This window comes from Xylophilus sp. GW821-FHT01B05, assembly GCA_038961845.1.
In the GTDB taxonomy this organism is placed as follows: Bacteria; Pseudomonadota; Gammaproteobacteria; order Burkholderiales; family Burkholderiaceae_C; genus Xylophilus.
Genome location: CP152408.1, coordinates 2,836,951 through 2,862,315, shown reverse-complemented (window position 1 = coordinate 2,862,315; position 25,365 = coordinate 2,836,951). Strand labels below are relative to the sequence as shown.

Here is a 25,365-nt window from a genome sequence, read left to right as displayed (position 1 = left end):
GCTTGACGCGACACTAGTGTCGCGCCAGTCTGCGGTGCCCGCTATTCCTCGGCGCTGGAATCCCAGAAGGCCTGCGATACACCGGGCTGGGCTTCGAGTGCGGCGATAACTCGGTCCAGTTCATCGGAGTCCACGGCGGTGGCGTACAAAGTGGCTTGGATCTCGGCCTCGTCCTGGCCAAAAGCGTGCTGGTCCACCTCGCGCACCGGGTACTGGGCGGCCTCCAGTAGCTCAACAATCTTCTCGCGCAGCTCTGCCTGTGCCTCGCGCTGGCAGACCACGTAGACGCGGTAGATCGCCTCGCTCGATTCCTCGTCGATGGGCCGGCGGTTGATGCGGTTGACCACCGGCCGCAGCAACGTGTTGCTGGCCAGTACGAACAGCGCCGCCAGCAAGGCCTCGCCGATCAGGTCCGCCCCGGCGCAGGCGCCGACTGCGGCCGAGCCCCATAACGTAGCGGCGGTGTTGAGGCCGGTGACATTGGCGCCCTCTTTCATGATCGCGCCGGCGCCCAGAAAGCCGATGCCCGAGACCACATAGGCGACGACGCGCACGGCGCCGTCATGCCCGCTCAGCCGATTGGCCATGTCCACGAAGACCGCCGCACCGACAGCCACCAGCGTATTGGTGCGCAGCCCGGCCGTGCGCTGGCGCACCTGGCGCTCCAGGCCGATCAGGCTGCCCAGCACAAATGCCGTCGTCAGGCTGATGAAGGTGTCGAGCAGCGACATCAGGTTGAAATTCTTGAATGCTTCCATGGCTACCTCTTCTTGCTCCATCGTCGACCGACACGCCGCCCGTGCAGCGCCATCGTCAGTGTTGCGGATATTCATGACCTCTCCAAGAACAAGTCAGCCGCGCGGCGTGGGCCCATCGCCAAAAGGGGGTCACCCATGGCAATTTAAATTTAACCCGGGTATTATTTGCCAAACTATCCATATCACCATCTCCATGCTGCAGCCCTCCTCGCCTCACGCCTCAGCCCCATTGCCGGCGGCAGCTCCAGACAGCGGGACCTGCACCGCCTTCCTGGGTACGCGCCGCATCGCATCCGGCCGAGCCGCAGATCTGGCCGCGCAGCTCGCGCTGGTGGCGCCGTCCTATACCTTGCAAGACCAGATGCTGGTCTTCGACGATGACAACGGCCAGCAGGTCGACTTGCCGCCGCCAGGCATGCCCATCCCGGCGCAGCCGGTGCAACCGGCGGCCGAGCCGCCGGCGCGGCCACGCGGCCGCCCGCGCCTAGGCGTGGTGGCACGCGAGGTGACGCTGCTGCCGGACCAATGGGACTGGCTGTCGCGCCAGCCGGGCGGCGCATCGGCGACCCTGCGCCGCCTGGTGCTGGACGCCCGCCGCGCCGAGGGCGGGCGCAGCCGGGTACGGACGGCGCAAGAGGCGGCCTACCGCTTCATGACGGCCATTGCCGGCAACCTGCCGGGTTTCGAGGAAGCGCTGCGCGCCCTGTTCGCGCAAGACCAGCCACGCTTCGATTTGCTGACCCGGGCCTGGCCCGAAGACGTACACCGCTACGCCCACAAACTTGCCGCCGACGCCTGGGAACCCGCATGAGCACTGACAGCACCTCCACCAACGCCCCACAGGTCTTGCCCTCTGGCAAACCGGTGCTGCGCAGCAGCATCCCCGCCCCGCCGCTCTGGAAAACCTTTTTGCGCTTTCTGGTGCCCATGGTGCTCAGCAACATCCTGCAGTCGCTGTCGGGCACGCTCAACAACATCTACATCGGGCAGATGATCGGCACCCACGCGCTGGCGGCGGTGGCGGGCATGTTTCCCATCGTGTTCTTCTTCATCTCGCTGGTGATAGGCATAGGCGCGGGCGCCTCGGTGCTGATCGGGCAGGCCTGGGGCGCACGCGAACTGGGCAAGGTCAAGGCCATTGCCGGCACCGCGCTCAGCCTGGGCCTGCTGCTGGGGCTGGTGGTGGCGCTGTTTGGCGGCACGTTTACCGAGGTGCTGCTGCGCGCGCTAGGCACACCGGCCGACATCCTGCCCGACGCCATCGGCTACGCCCGCATCATGATGCTCGCCATGCCGGGCCTGCTGGTCTACATCCTGCTGACCCAGCTCATGCGCGGCGTGGGCGACACGCTGACGCCGCTCTACGCGCTGATGATGTCGACCGTGGTCGGCCTGCTGCTGACCCCGGCGCTGATCCGCGGCTGGGGCGGGCTGCCGCAGTTGGGCGTGCGCAGCGCGGCGGTGGCCTCCATCGTGTCCTTCATCGTTGCGCTGGCTTTTCTGGTCTGGCACATGCGGCGCAAAACCCATGCGCTGGCACCCGACCGCGTGCTGCTGCGGGCACTGCGGGTAGACCGGCACATCCTGGCATCGGTGCTGCGCATCGGCTTGCCGACCGGGGTGCAGATGATCGTGATCTCACTCGCAGAAATCGTGCTGCTGGCGCTGGTCAACCGCTTTGGCTCGGACGCCACCGCCGCCTACGGCGCGGTCAACCAGGTGGTGAACTATGTGCAGTTCCCGGCGCTGTCCATCGCGATCACCGCCTCCATCCTGGGCGCGCAGGCCATTGGTGCCGGCCGCCCCGAACGCCTGGGCGCCATCGCCCGCACCGGCCTGCAGCTCAACCTGGTGCTGACGGGGAGCCTGGTCGTCCTTGGCTACCTGTTGTCCCGGCAGTTCCTGGGCGTCTTCATCACCCGCCCGGCCGTGGTGGAAGTGGCGCAGACGCTGCTGCACATCATGCTGTGGAGCAGCGTGATCTTCGGCTTCCAGGCGGTGCTGGGCGGTGTGATGCGTTCCAGCGGCACGGTGCTGGTGCCCACGGGGATCTCCATCTTCTGCATTGCCGCCATCGAAGTGCCCGCTGCCTACGGTCTCAGCCAGCATTTCGGCCTGAACGGGGTCTGGATGGCCTACCCGATCACCTTCATCGCCATGCTGGTGCTGCAGGCGGCCTACTACCGGCTGGTGTGGCGCCACCGCAAGATTGAACGGCTGGTGTAGGCCTAACCAGGCACACGCTCCAGGCGCCTGTGCCCCGCAAAGATCACAAAGCTGATCGCGGCCAGCACCCACACGCCGATGCCGCCAAAGAGCAGCACCCAATCAAAGCCACTCACCAGCGCCGCATGAACGGCGGCGCCGGATGGGTCCAGCTGCGACAGCTCGGGGAAGCTCTGCGCCAGGGATGCAAAGTTCCCCGCAGCGACCTTCTCTGCCAGCGCGCGCAACTGCGCCGCATCAAAGGAAGCGGGCAATGCATGCCTCAACGAGGCCGCGATGCCTGCCAGCAGGATGAAGCCCATCAGCGCGATATTGATGGCCAGCGTTATCAGCCGCGCGCTCATGTCGATGCCAGAGGCCATGCCGGCACGCGTGCTGGACACCGACCCCGTGGTGGTATTGGTCACCGGCGTATTGGTCAGGCCCAGGCCAATGCCGGCCAGCAGGCAGCCGGGCAGCATGGTGATCCAACTGGCATCGGCCACGCCGCTACCGTAGCGCATGGCCATGAAGCCCGCGCCAATCACCAGCAAGCCGGCAGGAATGACCACGCCGGGCCGATAACGCAGCGACAGGCGCTCCGCCAGCGGCGGCATAAGCAGCGTGGGCAGCGTGTAGGCCAACAGCGCCGATCCAGCGCTAACGGCGTCGTAACCCAGCCCGCCCTGGAAGTAGATCGGCAGGTAAATCATGAACGGCCAGAAGCTGAAGTTCATGCCGACCGAGCCAATGATGGCGCCCGAAAAATTGCGCACCCTGAAGACAGAAAAATCGAACATCGGGTGCGGGTTGATCTTCTCCACCCACAAAAAGGCCACAAAGCTCGCCACCGAGGCCACGACGATGGCAATGGCCTGCGGGCTGGCAAAACCCATGTCCGGCCCCTGCGTGATGAACAGGCTCAGCCCGAATACCGCCGCCGAGAGCGTGACGATGCCCGGCAAATCCAGCTTCTTGGCATGCGGGTCGCTTGATTCCTCGACGCTGCCCACCACCAGCGCCAAGGCCAGCACGGTCAGCGGTACATGGACCAGAAACACCCAGTGCCAGCTCGACAAGGCCACGATCACGCCACCCACGATCGGCCCAAAGCCCAGGCCCATGCCAAAGACTACGCCCCAGATGGCAAAGGCCTTGCTGCGCTCCTTGCCTTGCTGGAACTGGTGCGACAGCACCGCCAACTGGCAGATCAGCATGACGCCGCCGCCCACGCCCTGCAAAAAGCGGCTCACGATCAGCACCGGCGCGTTCTGCGCCAGGCCGCAGACCAGCGAGGTGATGCCAAACAGCAGCATGCCAACGATGAGAATGCGCTTGCGGCCATAGCGGTCGGCCAGCGTGCCGGCCGCCATCAGCACCGTGGTGCAGGCAATGGTGTAGGCATTCATGATCCATTGCATATCCCTGAAGTCGCCGTGCAGGACCTGCTCCAGGGTGGGGAGGATCACCGGCACGCTGGAGATTTCCAGGCCGAACATCAGGGCCACAAGAGATATCGCGGCCAGCGCGATCCAGTTCTTGCTGGCATGGGAGAGAGGCATCAAGAGGCTTTCAAAATCAGGTCCGGGCGATTCTGTGGAAACCCTCTTCATGATGGAAATGATTTAATTTCCTAGAATTCATTAAAAACCGTCATTTATCAGCCCCATGGACTTCGACCCCAGCTTGTTGCGCGCCTTTGTTGCCGTCAAGGAAACCGGCAGCTTCACGCGCGCGGCCGAGCGCCTGCACCTGACGCAGTCCGCCGTCAGCCACCAGATCCGCAAGCTCGAAGAGCAGGTCGGCCGGCAGCTTCTGCGCCGCACCACGCGCAGCCTCACCGTGACGGAAGACGGCGAAGACTTTCTGCGCTACGCGCAGCAGATCCTCGACACGCTGGACGCCATGACCCAACGCTTTCAGCCCTCGCCCATCTCGGGCGCGGTGCGCTTTGGCGTGCCGGACAACTTCATGGGCGACCGGCTGGCGCCGCTGCTGGCGCAGTTCTCACGCGCGTTTCCGTCCGTGCGGCTGGAGGTCAGCGTGGAGATGCATCTGGACCTGCGCGCCATGATCCGGGCCGGCGAGCTAGACCTGGCCGTGGTGATGTCGCCGCCCGACTGCGTGGAAGGCACGCGCCTGCGGCGCACGCAACTGGTCTGGGCGGCGGCGGAAGGCTTCGAGGCACCCAAGGGCGCCTCGCTGCCCATGGCCTTCTTTCCCCAGCCTTGCATGAACCGAAAAGTAAGCGCCGGGGCGCTGGAAGGCACGCCCATCGATTGGCACGTGGTCTTCACCTCGGCCAGCCCGCAGGGCATACGCGCGGCCGTGCTGGCCGGGCTTGCCATCACGGTGCTCACGCGTGAAGACGTGGAGCCCGGCATGAAGATCGTCGATGGCCGCTACGGCCTGCCACCCTTGCCCAGCGTGGACTTTGCGCTGATCTGGAGCGAGGCCGGCAAGACGCCCTGCGCCTGCCGCTTTGGCCAGCTGATCCTGGAGATGCCGGAGCTGCAGATCCCCGCAGCGCGGGCACTACAAAATATATAGCCAATAGCCCAGGCCACACCTGGGCTAGAGGCATATTTTGTTAAAAAGTGGCCTAGCCAGGCGTGTCAGCTTCTGCCTTGCCGCTGAGCCCGTGACCGAAATTCGCGACCATATAGTCGACGAACACGCGCACTTTGGGCGACATCTGCTTGCTGCTCGGCCAAAGGACCCGGAAGGTGGTGGAGCGCTTCATGTGGCCGTCCAGCACTAGCCGAAGCTCACCCGCCGCTAGTGCGCTCTTGACCGCAAAGTCGGGTACGCAGGCTATGCCACGGCCTGCCTTCACAAGGTAGAGCAAGGCTTCCAGGTTGCTGGAAACCATGCTCATCGGCAGCACCAGTCCGTCAGCCGCTTTGCTCGAATGCCGGAGTGGCCATGGTTCCAGCCTTCCTGAACTCGGATAGCGGTAGTGCAGGCAGTCATGCTGCACGAGGTCCGCAGGCTTGGCGGGTTGGCCCCGTCGTGCCAGGTAGCTCGGTGCTGCCACCAGGCAGATGCGAAAGACGCCCAGGCGTCGGGACACAAGGCGTGAATCGCTCGGCTCTCCGCCCCGAATCACAAGGTCGAGCCCTTCATCGATCACGTCAGTCAAGCGATCGCTGAAATCCAGGTCGAGTTCGATCTCGGGGTATCGCTCCATGAAGCCGGCGATTGCCGGCATCGGTAGGCCGGCGGCGTACGACAGCCCCACCCGCAATCGACCGCGCGGCAACCGGTTCATCGCCGACATCTCCTGTTCGGCCCCTTCCAGCTCGACAAGGATGCGTTGGCACCGCTCCAGAAACACGTCGCCTTCTGTAGTGAGGCGCACCGAACGCGTGCTGCGCTGGAACAGCCGCACACCCAGGCGATCCTCCAGCCGCGAGATGCTCTTGCTCACCGCAGAGGCTGATATGCCGAGGGCACGTCCGGTGGACACGAAGCTCTGCGTTTTGGCCGTCTGCACGAAGACGGCAAGCCCGCTCAGGCTTTCCATATGCGCCCCTCCAGTAATTCAGGACAGTTGAGTCACTACTGTACTGAGATCCGACCTACTTTTTTGATCTGGCGGGCGATCCTAAGCTTCGTACCTAACGATGACGGTCGCGTTCAAGCGGCCGTTTCCCAGAACGCCGTGCGATCCAAGTTGCGCGGCTCAACGAGCACCCCCATGACCACCACCAATCGCCTTTCCGTTGTGCATCAGTCGCCGTTCTACTGGCGCGTCGTCATCGGCAACCCGCCCCTGAACCTGTTCGACCCGGAGATGTTCGCCGAGCTGAATGTCCTCATGGACGACATCGAAAGGGACAAGGATCTCAAGGTTGTCGTATTCGAGAGCACCGACGCCGACTTCTTCATGAACCATCACGATGTCGAAAACCGACTCAAGGTTCTGGATCAGCCGGGTGCGATGCCGTTCTTCGGCAACTGGCCGAGGTTCGTGACCCGCCTTGCGCAGTCGTCCGTCATCAGTATCGCGAAGGTGCGAGGCCGGGCAAGGGCGCAAGGCTTCGAGTTCGCTCTGGCCTGCGACATGCGGTTCGCATCCAAAGAACGCGCCAAGTTCGCGTTGATCGAGGTCGGCGGCTCATCGATCCCAGGCGGCGGGGGCGTCGAATGGCTCTCCGCGCTGGTCGGACGTTCGCGGACGCTGGAGATCGTCTGCAGCGCCGATGACTTCGACGCGGATATTGGCGAGCGCTACGGCTTCGTCAATCGCTCCATCCCGGACGCCGAACTCGACGCGTTCGTTGACGCCCTGGCCGAGCGCATGGGACGGTTCGAAAAGCGTGCGCTGGAGACGGGCAAAAAAATGGTCAATGGGCGTGCGGGCGTCCCGTCCGAGGGCGACCTTTGGACCTCCAACCACATCCTTCAGGGCGTTGACCTGTGGCCCGAGGCACAGCACGCGTTCACGAAGCTGCTCGGCGCCGGCTTGGGGAAAGTCGGCGATTTCGAGCTGAACATGGCCGCACGCCTCGGTGATCTTCCTGCTGCCTGACCGAAGCTTGCCATCTGCAAAGGAAGCGCCATGAGTGCATACGTCGTCTATGTCAGGGACCGGATCACCGATCCCGATGAGTTCAAGAAATACGAGGAGAGCGCCGCCGCAGCATCGGTTGGGCACCCCATCACAGCGCTGGCTTTTTATGGCGCTGTCGAGACGCTGGAGGGGCCCCCGGTAGACGGGGCGGTCATCCTCCAGTTCCCAACGGTGGCCGACGCCCGCGCCTCTTATGACAGCCCGCTCTACCAGGCGGCCCTGCAACATCGGCTGAGGGGCGCCGAGTACCGCGTTTTCATCATCGAGGGAGCCGCAGCCTAAAAGGTCCGCGGCCCCCTACTCACAACACAGAAGAGATCAAACAATGAACAAGCAACCGAAGGCATGGTTCATCACCGGTGCCAGTCGCGGCTTCGGACGCCTCTGGGCAACGGCCGCCCTTGAACGCGGAGACGCGGTCGCAGTAACGGCTCGGGACACCAAGGCGCTCGAGCCTCTGGTGACGAAGTTTGGCAGCGCGGTCTTGCCGCTGCAGTTGGACGTGACCGACCGTGCTGCGGTGATCGCGGCAGTGGCCCATGCCCAACAAGCGTTTGGCCGCTTGGATGTCGCGCTCAGCAACGCCGGCTATGGTCATCAAGGTGCTGTCGAAGAAATTACAGAGACCGAGGCTCGCGCGCAGTTCGACACCAACTTCTTTGGCGCGACGTGGGTCGCCCAGGCTGCGCTACCGATTTTTCGCGCCCAGCGCAGCGGGCACCTGATCGCGGTCTCGAGCGTGCTGGGGGTGTGCGCAGTCCCGAACTTTGGCCTCTACAGCGCGTCCAAATTCGCGGTCGAGGGGCTACTTGATGCGCTGGCGCAGGAAGTCGCATCACACGGAGTGAAGGTGACGCTTGTCGAGCCTGCGGGCTATGCGACGGACTTCAACAATCCGTCCTCCTCCAAGCAATCCGCACCGCTGCCGGCATACGACGGCGTCCGGGCCGAGTTGGCCCGACAGTTCGAGAGCTACGCCTTCGGCAAGCCTGCTGCGACGTCGGCCGCGATTCTCAAGCTCGTGGACAGTCCGGAGCCGCCGCTGCGCTTGGCCTTGGGTGCTGGCACCATTCCTCAGATCGAGGCGACCTATGCCGCCAGGCTCTCGACTTGGGCGGCTTGGCGGGAAGTCGCCATTGCGGCCCAGGGTTGACGCCGGCAGAGCGGCACGATTTGCCGGGCCGGTGGCAAGACGCCCTGCGCCTGCCGTTTTGGTATGAGCGCACTACAAAATATATAGCTACCAGCCCAGTCCAAACCTGGGCTAGAGGCCTATTTTGTTCAAATCAGGTCAGATTCAAACCGCCATCCGACAGCAGGATTTCGCCCGTGAGGTAGTCCGATGCCACCAGCATTGCCACCGCCTGGGCGATGTCTTGCGGCTTGGCGGCGCGGCGCATGGGGGAGTGCTCGCGCCAGAGCTTTTGCGCCGCCGTCCAGTCGGCCGTCAGCGGGGTATCGACCAAGCCCGGCGCGACGGCGTTGACCCGGATATCGGGCGCGAGCGACAGCGCCAGCAAGCGGGTCATGTGGTTCAGCGCCGCCTTGGTCGTGGCATAGGGAATGGAGGCGCCCTTGGGGCGCACGCCGGCATGCGAGCTGACGTTCACCACACAGCCCGGCCGGCCGCGCCGGGCGGCGTCGCGCAGTGCGGGCTCGGCCTCAGCCACCAGCCTGAAGGGCGCAACCACGTTGACCTCGTGCAGCTCTTGCCACACGGCGGGCGTTGCAGCGGCCAGGTCCGCATGCGGGATCACGCGGCTGATGCCGGCGTTGTTGACCAGCACATCAAGCCGCCCCCAAAAGCCGACCGCCTCCCGCACCAGCCGGACGCGGTCAGCGTCCTGGGCCAGGTCGGCCTGCACATAGGCGGCAGCGCCCAACTCAGCCGCCAATGCCTGCCCGGCCTCGACCGAGCTGCGCGAATGCAGCACGACGGCAAAGCCTTCTTGCGACAAGCGTCGCGCAATGGCGGCACCAATGCCGGAGGTGGAGCCCGTGACAAGGGCGACAGGCAAACTGTTTTGCATGGGGACGGGCGCTGGCTACAAACAAGCGCCCTATTGGACGCTAGAAAAGTCCCGGCATATCCCCAAACTGCGCGCCCTCGATCTCCAGCATGCGCAGCTTGGTCGCCGTGCCGCCGTAGCCAGAGAAGCCGCCGGATCGCCCCTGCGCCGCCAGCACGCGGTGGCAGGGCACGATGATGGGAAAAGGGTTGTGCCCCAGCGCCTGCCCCACGGCACGCACCGAGCCCGGCATGCCAAGCTGCTGGGCGATGTCGCCGTAGCTGGTGGTGCGGCCCGGCGGCACGGCGCGGGTGGCGGCATAGACGCGTCGCTGGAAATCCGGCGTGCGCGACAGGTCCAGCTGCAGGTCTGCCAGATCGTCCCGCACGCCATGCAGCAGCGCCTGGATGCGGGCGATGGCGGCCTGCAGCACACCAGGCGGCATGGCCTCTTGCGCGCCGCCGGCCGCATGGGCCACGCGCAGCCGGGTCGTCACGTCGTCGGCCTCGGGCAGTTGCACGGCGGCGATGCCTTGCGTGTTCCAGGCAATGCCGCAGCGGCCGATGGGCGAGTCGAACAGCGCAAATCCCGGCAGGCTCATGTCAGGCTGCTCGCAGCGCTGCTTTCAATTCAACACCCAACTGCGGCTTGTGCGCAAACGGGTCGGTCGGGTTGCGCGCCTGCACCACATCCTCCATGCGCGTCTGCACCGAACCCAGGGCCTGCGGGTGGCTGAAGATGTAGAACTGGTCAGTGGCAATGGCGTCGAACACCTTTTGCGCGACCTGGGCCGCCGTCACCTTGCCGCTGCCCACGGCCTTGTCGCTCATGGCCTGGCCGATCAACTGGCTCTTGGTGGGCTTGTCTGTTGCCAGTTCGCCCGGCCGGTTGCGCTGGCTTTGGCTGATGTTGGTGGGCACAAAGAACGGGCACAGCAAGCTGGCCGAGACCTGGTCGCTGACCAGGCGCAGGTCCTGGTAGAGGGTTTCGGTCAGGCTCACCACCGCATGCTTGCTGACGTTGTAGATGCCCATGTTGGGTGGCGCCAGCAGGCCGGCCATGCTGGCGGTATTGACGATGTGGCCGCGCCAGGCCGGGTCTGCCTTGGCCGCTGCCAGCATCATGGGCGTGAACAGGCGCACGCCGTGCACCACGCCCCACAGGTTCACGCCCAGCACCCACTGCCAGTCGGCCTCGCTGTTTTCCCAGATCAGGCCGCCCGCGCCCACGCCGGCGTTGTTGAAGACAAAGTGCGGTGCGCCAAAGCGCTGTTGCACGGCGGCGGCCAGGGCCTCCATCTGCGCGGCATCGGACACATCCACGCGGCGCGCCAGCACCTGGGCGCCAGTGGCCTCCAGCTCGGTGCGGGCGCGGTCGAGTGCGTCTTGCTGCACATCCACCAGCACCAGGTTCATGCCCTGCGCCGCGCCAATGCGCGCGCATTCCAGGCCAAAGCCGGAACCAGCGCCGGTGAGCACGGCGGTCTTGCCGCGGAAGTCTTCGATCATCTTGTCTCCTTGGTTTTTTTGGGTAGTGAACCCCGTTCGCCCTGAGCCTGTCGAAGGGCTGATAGCTGGGCGCGCAAGGCTTCGACAAGCTCAGCCCGAGCGGGGATAGGGGCTCAACTGAACCGCATCGGGATCAGTCCAGCTTGCGCAGCACATAGCCGATGCGCGGGAAGTGCACATGCACCGTGCCCACACGCTCATCGGTGCGCCGCAGCGTGAAGTGCATGCGCGTGGCGGCCAGCAGCTCGCCTTCCGTGGTCTCGGGGCCAAAGCTTTCGGCGGCGATGCTCACGCGGCTGCCCAGTGGAATGCCGTGGTCGTCCTGGAAGGCTTCGTCGGCCAGCGGCGCGGGTTGGGCGGCTGCCGCCTGGGCAATGGCGTCGGCCACGTCGAGCTTGCTGTTGCTGCCATGGCCGAAGGCGGCCATGCGGTCCATCCAGTCGATGACGGCGGGCGTGAGGTCCAGGATGCCGGCCACCGCCGGCACGCGCGTGCGGGTGAACCACAGCGGGTGGTAGGCCGCAAAGTCGGCAATGCTGGCTACGTCGCCCAACAAGAAGGGCCGGCTGTCTAGCATGTCGGACAGGCGCCGCAGGTAGGACTTGTAGGCGGCGGCGGCATCGCCCGGGCGCAGGCGCGTCATGCCTACGGACATGGCCGCGCGGTCAGCCGCAAAGGCCTTGCCGACTTCAGGCGGCAGCTTGCCAAACATCTGCTCGGCCGCCTTGGGCTGGAAGTTCCAGGCCATGGCAGCCCAGAACAGCGTGCTGTCGGCCCACTGCGCCAGCGCGCGGGCCAGGCCCTTCTCGGGCTCGGGATAGAGCGTGGGCGCGGGCTGCAGGTGCTCCAGCACATCGCAGATCAGGGCGGTGTCGCAATAGAGGTCGGCACCAATCTGCAGCACCGGTGCGCGCCGGTAGCCGCCAGTGAGCACGATCAGGTCGGGCTTGGGCGCCAGACTGGGCATCAACGCCGAGCGCCAGGCCAGTTGCTTGTAGCCCAGGGCCAGGCGCGCCTTCTCGGAGAAGGGCGAGGTCGGGTAGTGGTGCAGGATCAGGTCGGGCATGGCGGCTCCGGTGTCAGCGCGGCATGGCGCGCGAAAGAATGGCGGCAAAGTCGGTGCCGGCCGGCAAGGTGCCGTAGCTGCGGCCGCCCTGCCCGCCCAGGCGCGTGGCGCAGAAGGCGTCGGCCACGGCTGCGGGCGCGGCGCGCACCAGCAGCGCGGCCTGCACCGCCAGGGCGATGTCTTCGGCCAGGCGGCGGCCATCGGCCTCGTCCTGCACCGCATCCAGGCGCGCCGGCAGGCTGTCGGCAAACAGATCGAGCGTGCGCTGCGCGCCGCGTGCCGGGGCCAGCTCTGCCGCCAGGGCGGCGGCGGCATCGCCGCGGCGCAGCGCGCGCAGCAGGTCCAGCGCCATGATGTTGCCGGCGCCTTCCCAGATCGAGTTAAGCGGCATCTCGCGGTAGATGCGGGCCATCACGCCCTCGCCGCCCTCCTCTACATAGCCGTTGCCGCCCAGGCACTCCATGGCCTCTTGCGCAAAGCCGCTGCCGCGCTTGCAGACCCAGAACTTGGCCACCGGCGTGAGCAGCCGCGCCATGGCCTGCTCGTGCGGGTTATCTGGCTGGTCAAAGGCATGGGCCAGGCGCAGGGCCAGCGCGGTGGCGGCCTCGCTCTCCAGCGCCAGATCGGCCAGCACGTTCTGCATCAGCGGCTGGGCTATCAGCGGCTTGCCAAAGGCATAGCGCTCGGCCGTGTGGTGCAGGGCCAGCGCCAGGGCCTGGCGCATCAGGCCGGCGGTGCCCAGCGCGCAGTCCAGGCGGGTCATGCTGCCCATCTCCAGGATCTGCGGGATGCCACGCCCTTCTTCGCCCACCAGCCAGGCCTGGGCGTCGGCAAACTCCACCTCGGCGCTGGCGTTGGCCTTGTTGCCGAGCTTGTCTTTCAGGCGCTGGATGCGCAGGGCGTTGCGCGTGCCGTCGGGCAATACACGCGGCAAAAAGAAGCACGAAAGCCCCGACGCCGCCTGCGCCAGCACCAAAAAGGCATCGCACATGGGCGCCGAGAAAAACCATTTGTGCCCAATGAGCCGGTAGCGCTCGCCCCAGGCATCGCTGCCCTCGCGCAGGGCCTGGGTGCTGTTGGCGCGCACGTCCGAGCCGCCCTGCTTCTCGGTCATGCCCATGCCCATGGTCACGCCCGGCTTGTCGGCAAAGAAGGCCAGGCGCGGGTCATAGGCGCGGCTGGCCAGCTTGGGCAGCCAGTCGGCCGCCAGCGCCGCATTGCCGCGCAAGGCCGGCGTGGCGGCATAGCTCATGGAGACGGGGCACAGCACCGAGGGCTCCAGCTCGGTGAACAAGGTAAAGCCGGCACCGCGCAGCAGGTGCGCATGCGGGCCGCCGCTCCAGGGCGTGCCATGCAGCCCGTTGGCCACCGCCAGCCCCAGCAGCGCGTGGTAGCTGGGGTGGAACTCGACCTCGTCGGTGCGGCGGCCAAAGCGGTCGTGCGTGTGCAACTGCGGCGCGTTGGTGTTGGCCAGCCGGGCATGCAGCTGCATGGCGGCAGAGCCGGCTTGCGCGCCCAGCGCCTGCAGCGGCGTGGTGTCCAGCTCGGGCGCATGCAGGCGCAGGGCATCCCGCAGCGCGTGGTGGGTGTCGAACAGGTTGAGGTCGGCCAGCGGCGTGCTCTGGTTGAAGACCTCGTGGGTGTCCGTCGGAGCAGCGATGGCCGGCGTCATGGCTACACCAGCTTGACCAGTTGCTTGCCGAAGTTGCGGCCCTTGAGCAGGCCCAGGAAGGCCTCGGGTGCCGCTGCTATGCCCTCGGCGACCGTCTCGCGCGGGCGCAGCTTGCCGCTGGCGACCAGGCCGCCCAGTTCCTTCAGCGCCTCGGGCCAGATCTCCATGTGTTCGCTGACGATGAAGCCTTCGATCTTCATGCGGTTGATCAGGATCAAAGCCGGGTTCTGCAGCGGCAGCGGCTGGCCGTCGTAGCCGGCGATCATGCCGCACACCGCCACGCGGGCGAAGGCGTTGGCACGCAGCAGCACCGCATCCAGGATGTAGCCGCCCACGTTCTCGAAATAGCCGTCGATGCCGTTCGGGCAGGCTTCCTTCAGCGCCTTGGACATGGACTTGAGATCGCCGTGCGCGCGGTGGTCTATGCAGGCGTCAAAGCCCAGCTCTTCGACCGCGTACTTGCATTTGTCGGGGCCGCCGGCCACGCCCACCACGCGGCAGCCGCGTGCCTTGGCCAGCGCGGCGTAGGCACTGCCGACCGCGCCAGTGGCGGCGCTGACCACCACGGTTTCACCGGCCTTGGGCGCAATGATCTTCACCAGGCCATACCAGGCGGTAACGCCGGGCATGCCGACCGCGCCCAGGTAGTGCGACAGCGGCACGTGCGTGGTGTCGACCTTGCGCAGCGCGCCGGGCTGCGTGGCATCGACCACGCTGTACTCCTGCCAGCCGCCCATGCCGACCACCTGGTCGCCAACTGCAAGCTTGGCGTTGCGGCTCTCGACCACCTCGCCCACGGTGCCGCCGATCATCACCTCGCCCAATGCCTGCGACGCCGCGTAGCTCTTGCTGTCATTCATGCGGCCGCGCATGTACGGGTCCAGGCTCAGGTAGTGGTGGCGCACCAGCACCTGGCCGTCTTGCAGGGCCGGCGTGTCGGCGGTCGCGAGCTTGAAGTTGTCGGTGGTCGCTTCACCCGTCGGGCGGTTGTCTAAGAGGATCTGCTGGTTCTTTGGCATGCGAAAGCTCCTTTGGTGGCCCGTGGGCGATTACTACGATTTTTATAGCTAGTAGCCGGCGCCCATCTTGGGCTACAGCCACTTTTCTTTAAAATTTCAGTCGGTAGAAATACCGTCGCCAGCCGTGGCCGGCAGGCGGCGCTGCACGTACTTGAAGGTGCCGGTGGCGTGGGCGCAGGCAGCGCCGCCCTCGTCGAGGATGGTGGCCTCGACAAAGGCCATGCTGCGGGTGCGGTGCAGCAGCTTGCCGCGGGCAACCAGCTTGCCGTTGGCCGGACGCATGAAGCTGGTCTTCATCTCGATGGTGACCACGCCCATCTCAAAATCCACGCTGCGCGCGGCGGCCGCCATGGTCACGTCCATCAGCGTCATGGACGCGCCGCCGTGGGTCACGCCGTGGGTGTTCAGGTGCTCGGGCCGCGCGGTGAAGTGCAGCTCGGATTCGCCATCGCCAATGCGCTCCAGCGTGAAGCCCAGAAACTGGGCAAAGGGGATGCTGGCGCGGTTCCAGCGCTCGATGTAGTCGTTCTGTTGACTCATGGGAAAAGCAGGGTTCCAGTGAAAACCGCCATCATCCCCCAGTCACCGCGCTCACGCCGCCATCCACCGCCAGCCACTGGCCGGTGACGTGCTTGCCGGCGTCAGAGGCATACAGCACGCACAGGCCCTTCAGGTCTTCGTCGTCGCCCAGGCGGCCCAGCGGCGCGTGCGACGCCATCTCTTCCTCGCCCACGGTGGCCAGCAGGCCGGCCGTCATCTTGCTGAGGAAAAAGCCCGGGCAGATGGCGTTCACGCGGATGCCGTGGCGGCCCCACTCGGCGGCCAGGGCGCGGGTGAAGTTGATCACCGCGCCCTTGGAGGTGTTGTAGGCAATGGTCTGCATGGCCGGCGGGTTGCCGCCCAGCCCGGCAATGGAGGCCACGTTGATGATGCTGCCGCTGCGGCGCGGGATCATGCTTTTCTTGGCGATCTGCTGCGCCAACAAGAAGTAGCCGCGCACGTTGAGGTTCATCACCTTGTCCCAGGCCTCTACCGGGTGGTCTTCGGCCGGCGCGCCCCAGGTGGCGCCGGCGTTGTTGACCAGGATGTCGACCGGGCCCAGGCGCTGCAGGGTTTCATCCGCCAGGTGCTGCACGTCTTGCTCGCGGGAGCAATCGGCCGCCACCCAACGCGCGTCGATGCCGGCGGCCTGCAGGTCGGCCACGGCCTCTTCCAGGTCGCCCGCCTTGCGGGAAGACAGCATCACCCGCGCGCCGGCCTCACCCAGCGCATAGGCCAGTTGCAGGCCCAGGCCGCGCGAGCCGCCGGTGACCAGGGCGTTCTTGCCGGTGAGGTCGAACAGTTGCTGGATAGAGCGGGTCATGCTTTTGTCTCCTGAAATTTCGTCTTGATTGTGGTCATGCGCCGCCCATGGGCACTGTCCCGCCGGCGATAGAAGGCTTGGACGGGCTCAACCGTCTTCGTCGAGCCGTGCCCGCCACAGCACCATGCCCGCGCCGATCAGCGCCAGAAAGCCGCCGCCGACGATCAGGCACTGGCCCAGGCGCTCTGCCGTGTCGTGCACAACCACGCCCACGATCAGGGTCAGCAGGCCGACATAGATAAAGACCCAGATAAGGCGTTCAAGGCGCTGGATTTGAGCAGGTGCGGTCATGGGCAATGGATGCAGCAAAAGATCAGCAGATATTAGCCCTGCCCGGCTCTCAAAATGCATCTTCCGCCAAGGCTACGCAGGTCTGGTCACGCGTGCGCACCACCTGCAGCCAGGCGCCGATCTTGGGCAGCTCGTAGTGGAAGAAGAAGCGCGCCGCCGCCTGACGGCCCTGGGCGGCAGGCGTATCGCCCTGCGCCACCAGCAGCAGGTCCAGCCAGATCCAGGCCAGCACCATGTGGCCAAAGGCCTGCATATAGGGCACGGCATTGGCCAGGGCCTCGGTTGGGTCTTCTGTGGCCCAGGCGGCGTTGGTGGCGGCGCCGACCTGGGCCAGTGCCGCGCTCAGCGCGTTGGCGTGTTCGGCCAGCTCGGGGAGCTGGATGGCGCGCTCGATGGTGGCGTTGACCCTGCCCGCCAGCAACAGCAGGCCACGGCCGCCTTCCATGCGCACCTTGCGGCCCAGCAGGTCGGTGGCCTGGATGCCGTGCGTGCCCTCATGGATCATGTTCAGGCGGTTGTCACGCCAGTACTGCTCCACCGGGAAGTCACGGGTATAGCCATAGCCGCCATGGATCTGGATGGCGAGCGAATTGGCCTCCAGGCACCACTCGCTGGGCCAGCTCTTGGCGATGGGCGTGAGCACCTCCAGCAGCAGGCGCGCGTCGTCTGCGGCCTGGGCAGCGCCGGTCTTTTGCTCATCGACCAGCCGCGCGCAGTACAGCTCCAGCGCCAGCGCGCCTTCGCAGTAAGACTTTTGCGCCAGCAGCATGCGGCGCACGTCGGCGTGCTCGATGATGCGCACCTGCGGGCGGGCCGCGTCCTTTCCGGCCGGGCCCGCCGGGCGGCCCTGCGGCCGGCTCTTGGCGTAGTCGAGCGAGGCGTAGTAGCCCGCCATGCCCAGCATGGCCGCCGCCGTGCCAACGCCAATGCGCGCCTCGTTCATCATGTGGAACATGCAGTGCAGGCCCTTGCCGGGCTCGCCCACCAGATAGCCCACGGCGCCAGCCCGGCCATCGACCGGGAACTTGCCCTCGCCAAAGTTCAGCAGCGTATTGGTGGTGCCGCGCCAGCCGAGCTTGTGGTTGAGCCCGGCCAGCGCCACGTCGTTGCGCACGCCGGTCAGCGCACCCTGCGTGTCGACCAGTTTCTTGGGCACGATGAACAGCGATATGCCGCGCGTGCCCGGCACCAGCTTGCCATCGGTATCCGGGATCTTGGCCAGCACGATGTGCACGATGTTCTCCGTCAACTCGTGGTCGCCGGACGAGATCCACATCTTGTTGCCCGTCAGGCGGTAGCGCGGGCCCAGCGGGTCATCCTGAAAACCCGCCCCATCGGGCACGGCGCGCGTGGCCACGTCGCTCAGGCTGGAGCCCGCCTGCGGCTCCGACAGGCACATGGTGCCCGACCAGCGGCCAGAGAATTCGCTCTTGGCAAACACCTCTTTCTGCATCTCGGTGCCGTGCACCATCAGCAGGTTGGCATTGCCGCTGGTCAGCATGCCCGAGCCAATACTGACCGAGGCCATCGCAAAAAAGCTGTTGGCCGCCGCCTGCAAGGTGTAGGGCAGCTGCATGCCGCCAATGTCGTAGTCCTGCGCGGCGCTGAGCATGCCCGAGGCTACAAAGGCCTGGTGCGCATCGTGCGTGGCCTGCGGCAGGATGACCTTCTCGCCATCGAAGTGCGGCTCTTGCGTATCGACCGTGCGGTTGTGCGGCGCGTACTTCTCGCGGGCAATGCGCTCGCAGGTGTCCAGCACCGCGTCGAAGGTCTCGCGAGAGTGATCGGCAAAGCGCTCGCGCGCGGTCAGCGCGGGTGCGTCCAGCCAGTCGTAGAGAAGAAAGTCGAGTGTGGGGCGTAGGGACATGAAGAGAAGTCCGGTGTGCCGGCAGCCCGGCAGTTGGTTCCGTTCGCCCTGAGCTTGTCGAAGGGCTGGTAGATGCGGGCCAAGGCTTCGACAAGCTCAGCCCGAACGGGGTATTCCAATGGGCTCGCCCAGATACGCAATGCGGCCCCACGCCACGGCGCAAAGCGTGGAAAGGCCGGCGGCCACAAAGAACACGCCGGCCGGCACCATCACAGCACTTCGAAGATGCCCGCAGCGCCCATGCCACCGCCAATGCACATGGTCACCGCCACGCGCTTGGCACCGCGGCGCTTGCCTTCGATCAGTGCGTGGCCGGTCAGGCGCTGGCCCGACACGCCGTAGGGGTGGCCCAGCGCAATCGCGCCGCCGTTCACGTTCAGGCGATCTGCCGGGATGCCCAGCTTGTCGCGGCAGTACAGCACCTGCACGGCAAAGGCCTCGTTCAGTTCCCACAGGTCGATGTCGGACACCTTCAGGCCCAGCCGGTCCAGTACCTTGGGCACGGCAAACACCGGGCCAATGCCCATTTCGTCGGGCTCGCAGCCGGCCACGGCAAAACCCAGGAAGCGGCCGAGCGGCTTCAGGCCGTGCTTGCTGGCGTACTCCTCGCTCACCACCACGCAGGCGCCCGCGCCATCAGAGAACTGGCTGGCATTGCCGGCCGAGACCACGCCGCCGGGGATCGCCGGCTTGATGCCGCTGATGCCTTCCTTGGTGGTGCCTTCTCGCGTGCCTTCGTCTTTGCTGACGGTGACCTGCTTGCTGCGCAGGCCCAAGACCGGGTCGGCCACGCCGGCGGTAACGGTGATGGGCGCGATCTCGGCGTCGAACAGGCCGGCCGCCTGCGCGGCGCAGGCCTTTTGCTGGCTGGCGGCGCCGTACTCATCCATGGCGTCGCGGCCAATGCCGTAGCGCTTGGCAACCTGCTCGGCGGTCTGCAGCATGTTCCAGTAGATCTCTGGCTTTTGCTTCTGCAGGTTGGGGTCATGCAGCATGTGGGTGTTGGCCTCTTGCTGCACGCAAGAGATGCTTTCCACCCCGCCGGCCACATAGACATCGCCCTCGCCCGCAATGATGCGCTGGGCCGCCGTGGCAATGGTCTGCAGGCCGGACGAACAAAAGCGGTTGACGGTAACGCCCGAGGTGGTGACCGGGCAGCCAGCTGCCAATGCGATCTGGCGCGCGATGTTGGAGCCGGTGGCGCCTTCGGGCGTGGCGCAGCCCATGATCACGTCTTCGACGTGCGCGGCATCAATGCCGGCGCGCTCGATGGCGTGGCGCACCGCGTGGCCACCCAGGGTGGCGCCGTGGGTCATGTTGAAGGAGCCCTTCCAGCTCTTGGCGAGCGGCGTGCGGGCAGTAGAAACGATGACGGCTTTGCTCATGTGTGGATGCCTCGAATGGGGTCAGTTGAAGGTCTTGCCTTCGGCGGCGAGCCGGGCCAGCAGCGGCGCGGGCTGCCAGAACTCGGCGTCATCCTGCGGGTTGCGGCCAAAGCGCTGCATGCTCTGCGCCACGTTGAACAGGCCCACCTGGTTGGCGTAGTGCATGGGGCCGCCGCGCCAGATCGGGAAGCCATAGCCGGTGAGGTAGACCATGTCGATATCGCTGGCCTTGGAGGCAATGCCGTCTTCCAGAATGTGCGCGGCCTCGTTCACCAGCGAGAACACCAGGCGTTGCACGATCTCGTCGTCGCTGATCTTGCGCGGCGTGATGCCCAGGTCCTTGCGGTGCTGCTCGACCATGTCGGTCACCAGCTTGGACGGGATGGCGTCGCGCTTGCCGGCCTGGTAGTCGTACCAGCCGGCGCCGGTCTTCTGGCCGTAGCGGCCCAGCTCGCAAAGCAGGTCGGCGGTCTTGCTGTATTTAAGGCCGGGCTTCTCTACAGAGCGGCGCTTCCGGATCGCCCAGCCAATGTCGTTGCCCGCCAGGTCGCCCATGCGGAACGGGCCCATGGCAAAGCCAAACTTCTCTACCGCGCGGTCTACCTGCTGCGGCGTGGCGCCCTCTTCCAGCAAGAAGCCGGCCTGGCGGCTGTACTGCTCGATCATGCGGTTGCCGATAAAGCCGTCGCACACGCCAGACACCACCGCCGTCTTGCGGATCTTCTTGGCCACGGCCATGACGGTAGCCAGCACGTCTTTGCCGGTGGCCTTGCCACGCACCACCTCCAGCAGCTTCATCACGTTGGCCGGGCTGAAGAAATGCATGCCCACCACGTCTTGCGGGCGCTTGGTAAAGGCTGCGATCTTGTCCACGTCCAACGTGGATGTGTTGGAGGCCAGGATGGCGCCGGGCTTGGCGACCTCGTCCAGCTTTTTGAACACGGCTTCTTTCACGCCCAGCTCTTCAAACACCGCCTCGATGATCAGGTCGGCATCCTTCAGGTCGGCGTAGTCCAGCGTGGTGCTGAGCAAGGCCAGGCGCTGCTCGTACTTGTCTTGCTTGAGTTTGCCCTTCTTGACCTGGGCCTCGTAGTTCTTCTTGATGGTGGCAATGCCGCGGTCCAGCGCGTCTTGCTTCATCTCCAAAATCTTCACCGGGATGCCGGCGTTGAGGAAGTTCATGGAGATGCCGCCACCCATGGTGCCGGCACCAATCACGGCCACCGACTTGATGGCGCGCTGCGGCGTATCAGACGGCACATCCGGGATCTTGGAGGCAGCGCGCTCAGCCACGAAGATATGGCGCAGCGAGCGACACTCTGGCGTCCACATCAGGTTGATGAACAGCTCGCGCTCGTAGGCCATGCCATCGTCAAACTTCTTCTTGGTGGCGGCCTCTACCGCGTCTACGCACTTGAGCGGCGCGGGGAAGTTCTTGGCCATGCCCTTGACCATATTGCGCGCAAACTGAAAGTACGCATCACCCAGCGGGTGCTTGCACGGCAGGTTGCGCACCAGCGGCAGCGCACTGCCATCCGCATGCTTGGCCGCCACCTCGCGGGCCAAGGCCAGGGCCTCGTCCAGCAGGCTCTCGGGCGACGCCGCCAGCTTGTCGAACAGCTTCTGGCCGGGCTGCTGCGCCAGCAGCTCGCTCTTGACTGGCTCGCCAGACACGATCAGGTTCAGCGCGGTCTCCACGCCCAGCACACGCGGCAGGCGCTGCGTGCCACCGGCCCCGGGGATCAGGCCCAGCTTGACCTCTGGCAGCGCCACGCTGGTGCCCGGCGCGGCAATGCGGTAGTGCGCACCCAGCGCCAGCTCCAGCCCGCCGCCCATGACAACGGTGTGCACAGCGGCCACCACCGGCTTGGAGGAGTTTTCTACCGCCAGGATCACGCTCAGCAGATTGGGCTCTTGCAGCGCCTTGGGCGAATCGAATTCCTTGATGTCCGCACCGCCCGAAAAAGCCTTGCCGGCCCCCGTCAGCACGATGGCCTTCACGGCCTGGTCTGCCTGCGCCTTGGCCAGCCCATCTGTAATGCCCTGCCGAGTGGCATGGCTCAGACCGTTGACCGGGGGATTGTTCAGGGAGATCACGGCAACGTCGCCGTGCAGTCGGTATTCAGCCGTCATGCGGAGGGTTCCTTGGTTGGGGAATACAGCGGGGGATGTCTCGGGGGTTGTGGCCGTTGGCGGGTAGCGAACGGTCGTGCTTTTCTTCTGTTGTATTCTAGGAGGGGGCCGGACGAGGGAGCAAGGAGGCTTGTCCCTAGGGGGACATTGGGCCTGCGCAGCTATTGATGATGAATCTCTGAATCGCCGGGGGAGATCGTTGCAACCACAGTCTTGAATTTCCGCTGTCGGCCAGGAGAGAAGCGTGAACTGCACCGAGACGTTCTGTTCAACGAAACCAAAGACCGAGATACTCTGCCCTTGACAAAACGGCCCGATCAGAGAAGCAGGCATTGGTTTGATGTCGAAGCGGACGCTCAACGTCAAAGCTCAGCGGGCGGCGAAGCCGTCCGATGGAGCGAAAAGTTGGGCAGCATTCTCACTAGAGCCAACTCTCAGTATTTCTATGCCGGTCCAGACCAACAGCCTCGAACTCATCCAGCGAATCGCCCTTGCTGATGCCGAGATAGCGTAGCGCGTCATTGATGGATGACTCCGAGATGACGGGCTCACCAACGGACTTGCCGGCCGAATAGATGGCATGCGCCTGAGTTCCAGAGCCGCCGAAGAATTCCGCCTCGATGTAAGCAAGCGAGCTGTGCGCACTTAATTTTTCGCATAGCTGCGAGATTCCAAGTGGCAACCCCGCGCTCCCTTCGTCCGTCAGGGGAAGGAACGGCAGTTCCAGCGCCTTGAGCGCACTCGCACCAATCGGAATCAAGTCCGCTCCGGCCGACAACGGAACTACCTTCAACGCGTCAGGAAGCGGTGCACGCAGGCTACCGCACTTCATAACAAGCGCTTGTAACGTGTACGCCATGGTTATGCCGCCCAACGTCCAAGTTAACCGGAGCAGTGGGGTATGACGACGTTTGGGGCAGAATGAAATGGAGCACCAAACGGCGGCATGCCCCACTGCTTCCGGTTGAACGAATGGTTAGGCATCACATTACAGCAAGAATGCGGCTGCAGCCTTTTCAAGCGTTTTGGGTCCGACTCCTCGGATGCCCTTCAGGACTTCTGTATCTAGCCTGCCCTTGGATATTCGTGCTTTGACAATTTCTTTTGCCGTGGTGCGACTAATGTCCAGCAGAGCCTCCAGTTCATCAATGGTGGCAGTGTTGATGTCTTTCTTCCCGACTTTCACTGGAGATTTGTCGAGGTACTCCAGCAGGTCGGCGACAACGAGATAGACATGAAACACTGCCTTGACCGCCTCTACTTGGGAAACCTCTGCATGCACGCCCTTGTTCGAGAGCTTGTTCGTTTTTTCGAGCCAGGCACCTAGAAAGTCAACATGTGTTTTCGCCAAGTCTTTGTTTGAATCGGATTCAATCGACTTGTCCATGAACGCCCAGAGTCGATTGACATATTGCGCTTGAGTCAGATTCCTGCCCTTTGTCACTTCAGTGCTCGGCGGATTCAACTCGTCAGCGAGGCCTTCAAGCAGTCGCCGGCAGGTAGTCAATGCCTGTGACCATTCTTCATCTTTCTCAGCGGAGACAGCCTTGAAGGCGAGCATGAGTTGCTCAGCCAATGCTGGATTCAGATCCAATAGCTTGTCATCCACCGCGGACTTCAGCACGTCGAAGCAGTTCTTGACCGTTCCTGAGAACTTGAGTTGGTTGTAAAGAACGGAAGCAAATTCGTGTGCCTTCTTCCGGACATAGTTCAGGTGGGTATAAAGATTATTCTTGTAGTAAGTTCCATCGTTCCCTTTTTTTGTGCGAACGAGGTCTGCGTAACGTTCTTCGACGAACCCGATGCTGATGTATCCTCCACCGCTCTCGGAAGCCTTCACATTCAGCTCTTCATTCGAGTAGTGAATTTCATGCTTGAGCTTTAAGGCGTCTAGTGCCTTTACTGCTTCCGAGACCGCCTTCTTGCTCTCACCTGACTTGGGGTCTTCCTTCGTCGAAAGTGCTGTAAGTAGCTTCTGAAGTGCCAGTACGTAGCTTCTCTCACCGAGTTGCACAGCACACCACGCTTGAATATCCGCGTTCCCAAGTAGCGCAGATGACCGAGACAGCTTCTGTGTACCGGCCAGAACGGATCCCTTCGGAGACTCAAGTTCCTTCAAAGCCTCATCAAGGAGGCGAAGTGCTTCAGATTGAGGAGTCATGTGTTTTGTGATGCCTAACGCAATGTATCCCGCAGAACCTGCGGAATAAGCTGGACGAGGCGGGATATTCTGGACACGGCTTCCTCCTGAAAGTGGCTTGCAGCCTGGGTTAGCGATCGATACACTGTGCAAAAACACAGGTATAAAAATCCCATGAAACCCGGCACACCTGTTTTGCGCTCCACACGACTGTTGGACCAAGTCCGGGAGCGTGTTCGTTACCGGCACTATAGCCTCAGCACCGAGAAGGCCTACCTGTACTGGGTACGCTTTTTCATTCGTTGGCATGGCGAGAAGAGCCAGATCCAGGCGCTGGACCGCACCCAGCCGGTGCTGCCGTTGGCCTCAGGCATTCCTGAGCGCAGAACGCACGACTACATGCGCCATGGCACCACGACCTTGTTTGCGGCCCTGGACATTGCGACCGGCGAAGTTATAGGCGAGTTGCACCGGCGTCACCGCAGCAGCGAATTCCTGCAGTTCCTGCGCACCGTGGAGGCCAACGTCCCCAGCGGGCTGGACGTGCACCTCGTGATGGACAACTACGGCACGCACAAGACGCAGACGATTCGCAACTGGTTTGCGCGTCATCCGAGGTTCCATGTGCACTTCACGCCCACCTCGGCATCCTGGCTCAATCAGGTTGAGCGCTGGTTCGCAACGCTCACCGAGAAGTGCATCCGCCGCGGCACCCATCGATCGACGCGCCAGCTCGAGCAGGCGATCAAGCAGTACCTGGACATCCACAACGCGGACCCCCAAGCCCTTCCACTGGACCAAGTCCGCTGATGACATCCTCGCCAGCATCGAGCGATTTTGCTTGCGAACTTCCAACTCAGGACACTAGCAGACGACAATCAGTCTTTGGACGACGCTCCAAGTTCAGGGCAAAAGTCCGCGCTTTGGACGCACTCCTTTAGTGCACCCAAGCATGAACGGCAGCTTTAGCTTCCCCCTCAATCCGGCACCACAGCCGTAGCCTCAATCTCCACCAGCGCCTGATCCTCAATCAGCGCCGACACCTCCACCGCCGTCATTGACGCGTTGAAGCTGCCAATCAGTTCACGGAAGGCCACGCCTATCTCGGGGTAGGCGGCGATGTAGGCCTGTTTATCGGTGACGTACCAGGTCATGCGCACGATGTGTTCGGGGCGGGCGTCGCCGGCCTTTAGGACGTCGACGATGTTCTGCAGCGCCTGGCGCACCTGGGCGGCCATGCCGCCTTCGGCGAAGCGGCCTTGGGCGTCCCAGCCGATCATGCCGGCGACAAAGACCATGCGGCCGCGGGCGGTGACGCCGTTGGCGTAGCCGCGCGGGCGCGGCCAGCCGGGGGGGAGAAGGACTTGCATGGG

The 25,365-nt window shown here is 64.6% G+C and carries 24 protein-coding genes and 2 pseudogenes; 8 read left to right on the top strand and 18 right to left on the bottom strand.

What is annotated here, in order from left to right; genetic code table 11:
- Positions 1 to 41: 41 nt before the first annotated feature.
- Positions 42 to 758: an MgtC/SapB family protein gene (locus AAFF27_13295; GenBank protein XAH26102.1), complete on the bottom strand. Its 717-nt coding sequence runs from the start codon at positions 756 to 758 to the stop codon at positions 42 to 44.
- 193 nt (positions 759 to 951) lie between these two features.
- Between AAFF27_13295 and AAFF27_13290 the strand changes: the two genes are divergently transcribed.
- Both AAFF27_13290 and AAFF27_13285 read left to right on the top strand, forming a co-directional pair.
- A complete protein-coding gene (locus AAFF27_13290) occupies positions 952 to 1,569 on the top strand; it encodes a DUF2239 family protein (protein XAH26101.1) in 618 nt (205 codons plus the stop codon).
- Between the two features lie 116 nt (positions 1,570 to 1,685).
- Positions 1,686 to 2,984: an MATE family efflux transporter gene (locus AAFF27_13285; protein ID XAH26233.1), complete on the top strand. Its 1,299-nt coding sequence runs from the start codon at positions 1,686 to 1,688 to the stop codon at positions 2,982 to 2,984.
- A gap of 2 nt (positions 2,985 to 2,986) precedes the next feature.
- On the opposite strand, the gene AAFF27_13280 is transcribed toward AAFF27_13285, so the two are convergent.
- A complete protein-coding gene (locus tag AAFF27_13280) occupies positions 2,987 to 4,525 on the bottom strand; it encodes an MFS transporter (GenBank protein ID XAH26100.1) in 1,539 nt (512 codons plus the stop codon).
- 106 nt (positions 4,526 to 4,631) lie between these two features.
- Between AAFF27_13280 and AAFF27_13275 the strand changes: the two genes are divergently transcribed.
- Positions 4,632 to 5,513 (top strand): LysR family transcriptional regulator, encoded by an 882-nt coding sequence (locus AAFF27_13275; GenBank protein XAH26099.1) that lies wholly within the window; start codon positions 4,632 to 4,634, stop codon positions 5,511 to 5,513.
- Positions 5,514 to 5,565: 52 nt separating this feature from the next.
- Here AAFF27_13275 and AAFF27_13270 read toward each other — a convergent pair whose 3' ends face one another.
- On the bottom strand, positions 5,566 to 6,489 hold the full coding sequence (locus AAFF27_13270) for a LysR family transcriptional regulator (GenBank protein XAH26098.1): 924 nt from the start codon (positions 6,487 to 6,489) through the stop codon (positions 5,566 to 5,568).
- Between the two features lie 174 nt (positions 6,490 to 6,663).
- On the opposite strand from AAFF27_13270, the gene AAFF27_13265 reads away from it, so the two are divergent.
- The 3 genes from AAFF27_13265 to AAFF27_13255 are packed head-to-tail and all read left to right on the top strand — an operon-like array spanning position 6,664 to position 8,692.
- Positions 6,664 to 7,497, top strand: a complete 834-nt coding sequence (locus AAFF27_13265) for an enoyl-CoA hydratase/isomerase family protein (GenBank protein ID XAH26097.1) — start codon at positions 6,664 to 6,666, stop codon at positions 7,495 to 7,497.
- A gap of 30 nt (positions 7,498 to 7,527) precedes the next feature.
- On the top strand, positions 7,528 to 7,821 hold the full coding sequence (locus AAFF27_13260; GenBank protein XAH26096.1) for a DUF1330 domain-containing protein: 294 nt from the start codon (positions 7,528 to 7,530) through the stop codon (positions 7,819 to 7,821).
- A 43-nt stretch (positions 7,822 to 7,864) separates the two neighbouring features.
- Positions 7,865 to 8,692, top strand: a complete 828-nt coding sequence (locus AAFF27_13255; GenBank protein XAH26095.1) for an SDR family NAD(P)-dependent oxidoreductase — start codon at positions 7,865 to 7,867, stop codon at positions 8,690 to 8,692.
- Positions 8,693 to 8,825: 133 nt separating this feature from the next.
- On the opposite strand, the gene AAFF27_13250 is transcribed toward AAFF27_13255, so the two are convergent.
- The 14 genes from AAFF27_13250 to AAFF27_13185 all read right to left on the bottom strand — a co-directional run bounded on the left by AAFF27_13250 (position 8,826) and on the right by AAFF27_13185 (position 24,013).
- Entirely contained in the window at positions 8,826 to 9,569 is a 744-nt protein-coding gene (locus AAFF27_13250) for an SDR family oxidoreductase (protein XAH26094.1), read from the bottom strand.
- A gap of 40 nt (positions 9,570 to 9,609) precedes the next feature.
- Positions 9,610 to 10,149, bottom strand: coding sequence for a methylated-DNA--[protein]-cysteine S-methyltransferase (locus tag AAFF27_13245; protein XAH26093.1), 540 nt, complete (start codon positions 10,147 to 10,149; stop codon positions 9,610 to 9,612).
- 1 nt (position 10,150) lies between these two features.
- Positions 10,151 to 11,056: an SDR family oxidoreductase gene (locus AAFF27_13240; protein XAH26092.1), complete on the bottom strand. Its 906-nt coding sequence runs from the start codon at positions 11,054 to 11,056 to the stop codon at positions 10,151 to 10,153.
- A 133-nt stretch (positions 11,057 to 11,189) separates the two neighbouring features.
- Positions 11,190 to 12,122, bottom strand: a complete 933-nt coding sequence (locus AAFF27_13235; GenBank protein ID XAH26091.1) for a glutathione S-transferase family protein — start codon at positions 12,120 to 12,122, stop codon at positions 11,190 to 11,192.
- A gap of 13 nt (positions 12,123 to 12,135) precedes the next feature.
- Positions 12,136 to 13,794 (bottom strand): isovaleryl-CoA dehydrogenase, encoded by a 1,659-nt coding sequence (locus AAFF27_13230; GenBank protein ID XAH26090.1) that lies wholly within the window; start codon positions 13,792 to 13,794, stop codon positions 12,136 to 12,138.
- A gap of 2 nt (positions 13,795 to 13,796) precedes the next feature.
- The gene (locus tag AAFF27_13225) at positions 13,797 to 14,813 is read right to left on the bottom strand and encodes an NADP-dependent oxidoreductase (protein XAH26089.1); all 1,017 of its coding nucleotides are present in this window, start codon (positions 14,811 to 14,813) and stop codon (positions 13,797 to 13,799) included.
- Between the two features lie 96 nt (positions 14,814 to 14,909).
- Entirely contained in the window at positions 14,910 to 15,353 is a 444-nt protein-coding gene (locus AAFF27_13220; GenBank protein ID XAH26088.1) for a PaaI family thioesterase, read from the bottom strand.
- A gap of 31 nt (positions 15,354 to 15,384) precedes the next feature.
- The gene (locus AAFF27_13215) at positions 15,385 to 16,176 is read right to left on the bottom strand and encodes an SDR family oxidoreductase (GenBank protein XAH26087.1); all 792 of its coding nucleotides are present in this window, start codon (positions 16,174 to 16,176) and stop codon (positions 15,385 to 15,387) included.
- Between the two features lie 87 nt (positions 16,177 to 16,263).
- A complete protein-coding gene (locus AAFF27_13210; protein ID XAH26086.1) occupies positions 16,264 to 16,467 on the bottom strand; it encodes a hypothetical protein in 204 nt (67 codons plus the stop codon).
- Positions 16,468 to 16,516: 49 nt separating this feature from the next.
- Positions 16,517 to 18,334, bottom strand: a complete 1,818-nt coding sequence (locus tag AAFF27_13205; GenBank protein XAH26085.1) for an acyl-CoA dehydrogenase — start codon at positions 18,332 to 18,334, stop codon at positions 16,517 to 16,519.
- 209 nt (positions 18,335 to 18,543) lie between these two features.
- Positions 18,544 to 19,719, bottom strand: a complete 1,176-nt coding sequence (locus tag AAFF27_13200; protein XAH26084.1) for an acetyl-CoA C-acyltransferase — start codon at positions 19,717 to 19,719, stop codon at positions 18,544 to 18,546.
- 21 nt (positions 19,720 to 19,740) lie between these two features.
- Positions 19,741 to 21,852 carry a 3-hydroxyacyl-CoA dehydrogenase NAD-binding domain-containing protein gene (locus AAFF27_13195; protein XAH26083.1) on the bottom strand — a complete coding sequence of 704 codons (2,112 nt, stop codon included), beginning with the start codon at positions 21,850 to 21,852 and terminating at the stop codon, positions 19,741 to 19,743.
- A 421-nt stretch (positions 21,853 to 22,273) separates the two neighbouring features.
- Positions 22,274 to 22,711 carry a hypothetical protein gene (locus AAFF27_13190; GenBank protein XAH26082.1) on the bottom strand — a complete coding sequence of 146 codons (438 nt, stop codon included), beginning with the start codon at positions 22,709 to 22,711 and terminating at the stop codon, positions 22,274 to 22,276.
- A 129-nt stretch (positions 22,712 to 22,840) separates the two neighbouring features.
- Positions 22,841 to 24,013 (bottom strand): helix-hairpin-helix domain-containing protein, encoded by a 1,173-nt coding sequence (locus AAFF27_13185; GenBank protein ID XAH26081.1) that lies wholly within the window; start codon positions 24,011 to 24,013, stop codon positions 22,841 to 22,843.
- A 153-nt stretch (positions 24,014 to 24,166) separates the two neighbouring features.
- Between AAFF27_13185 and AAFF27_13180 the strand changes: the two are divergent.
- Together AAFF27_13180 and AAFF27_13175 are read left to right on the top strand one after the other, a co-directional pair.
- A pseudogene (locus AAFF27_13180) lies at positions 24,167 to 24,259 on the top strand (integrase).
- Positions 24,260 to 24,304: 45 nt separating this feature from the next.
- Positions 24,305 to 24,860: pseudogene (locus AAFF27_13175) on the top strand (IS630 family transposase).
- Between the two features lie 109 nt (positions 24,861 to 24,969).
- On the opposite strand, the gene AAFF27_13170 reads toward AAFF27_13175, so the two are convergent.
- Positions 24,970 to 25,362, bottom strand: coding sequence for a RidA family protein (locus AAFF27_13170; protein XAH26080.1), 393 nt, complete (start codon positions 25,360 to 25,362; stop codon positions 24,970 to 24,972).
- Positions 25,363 to 25,365: the final 3 nt, after the last annotated feature.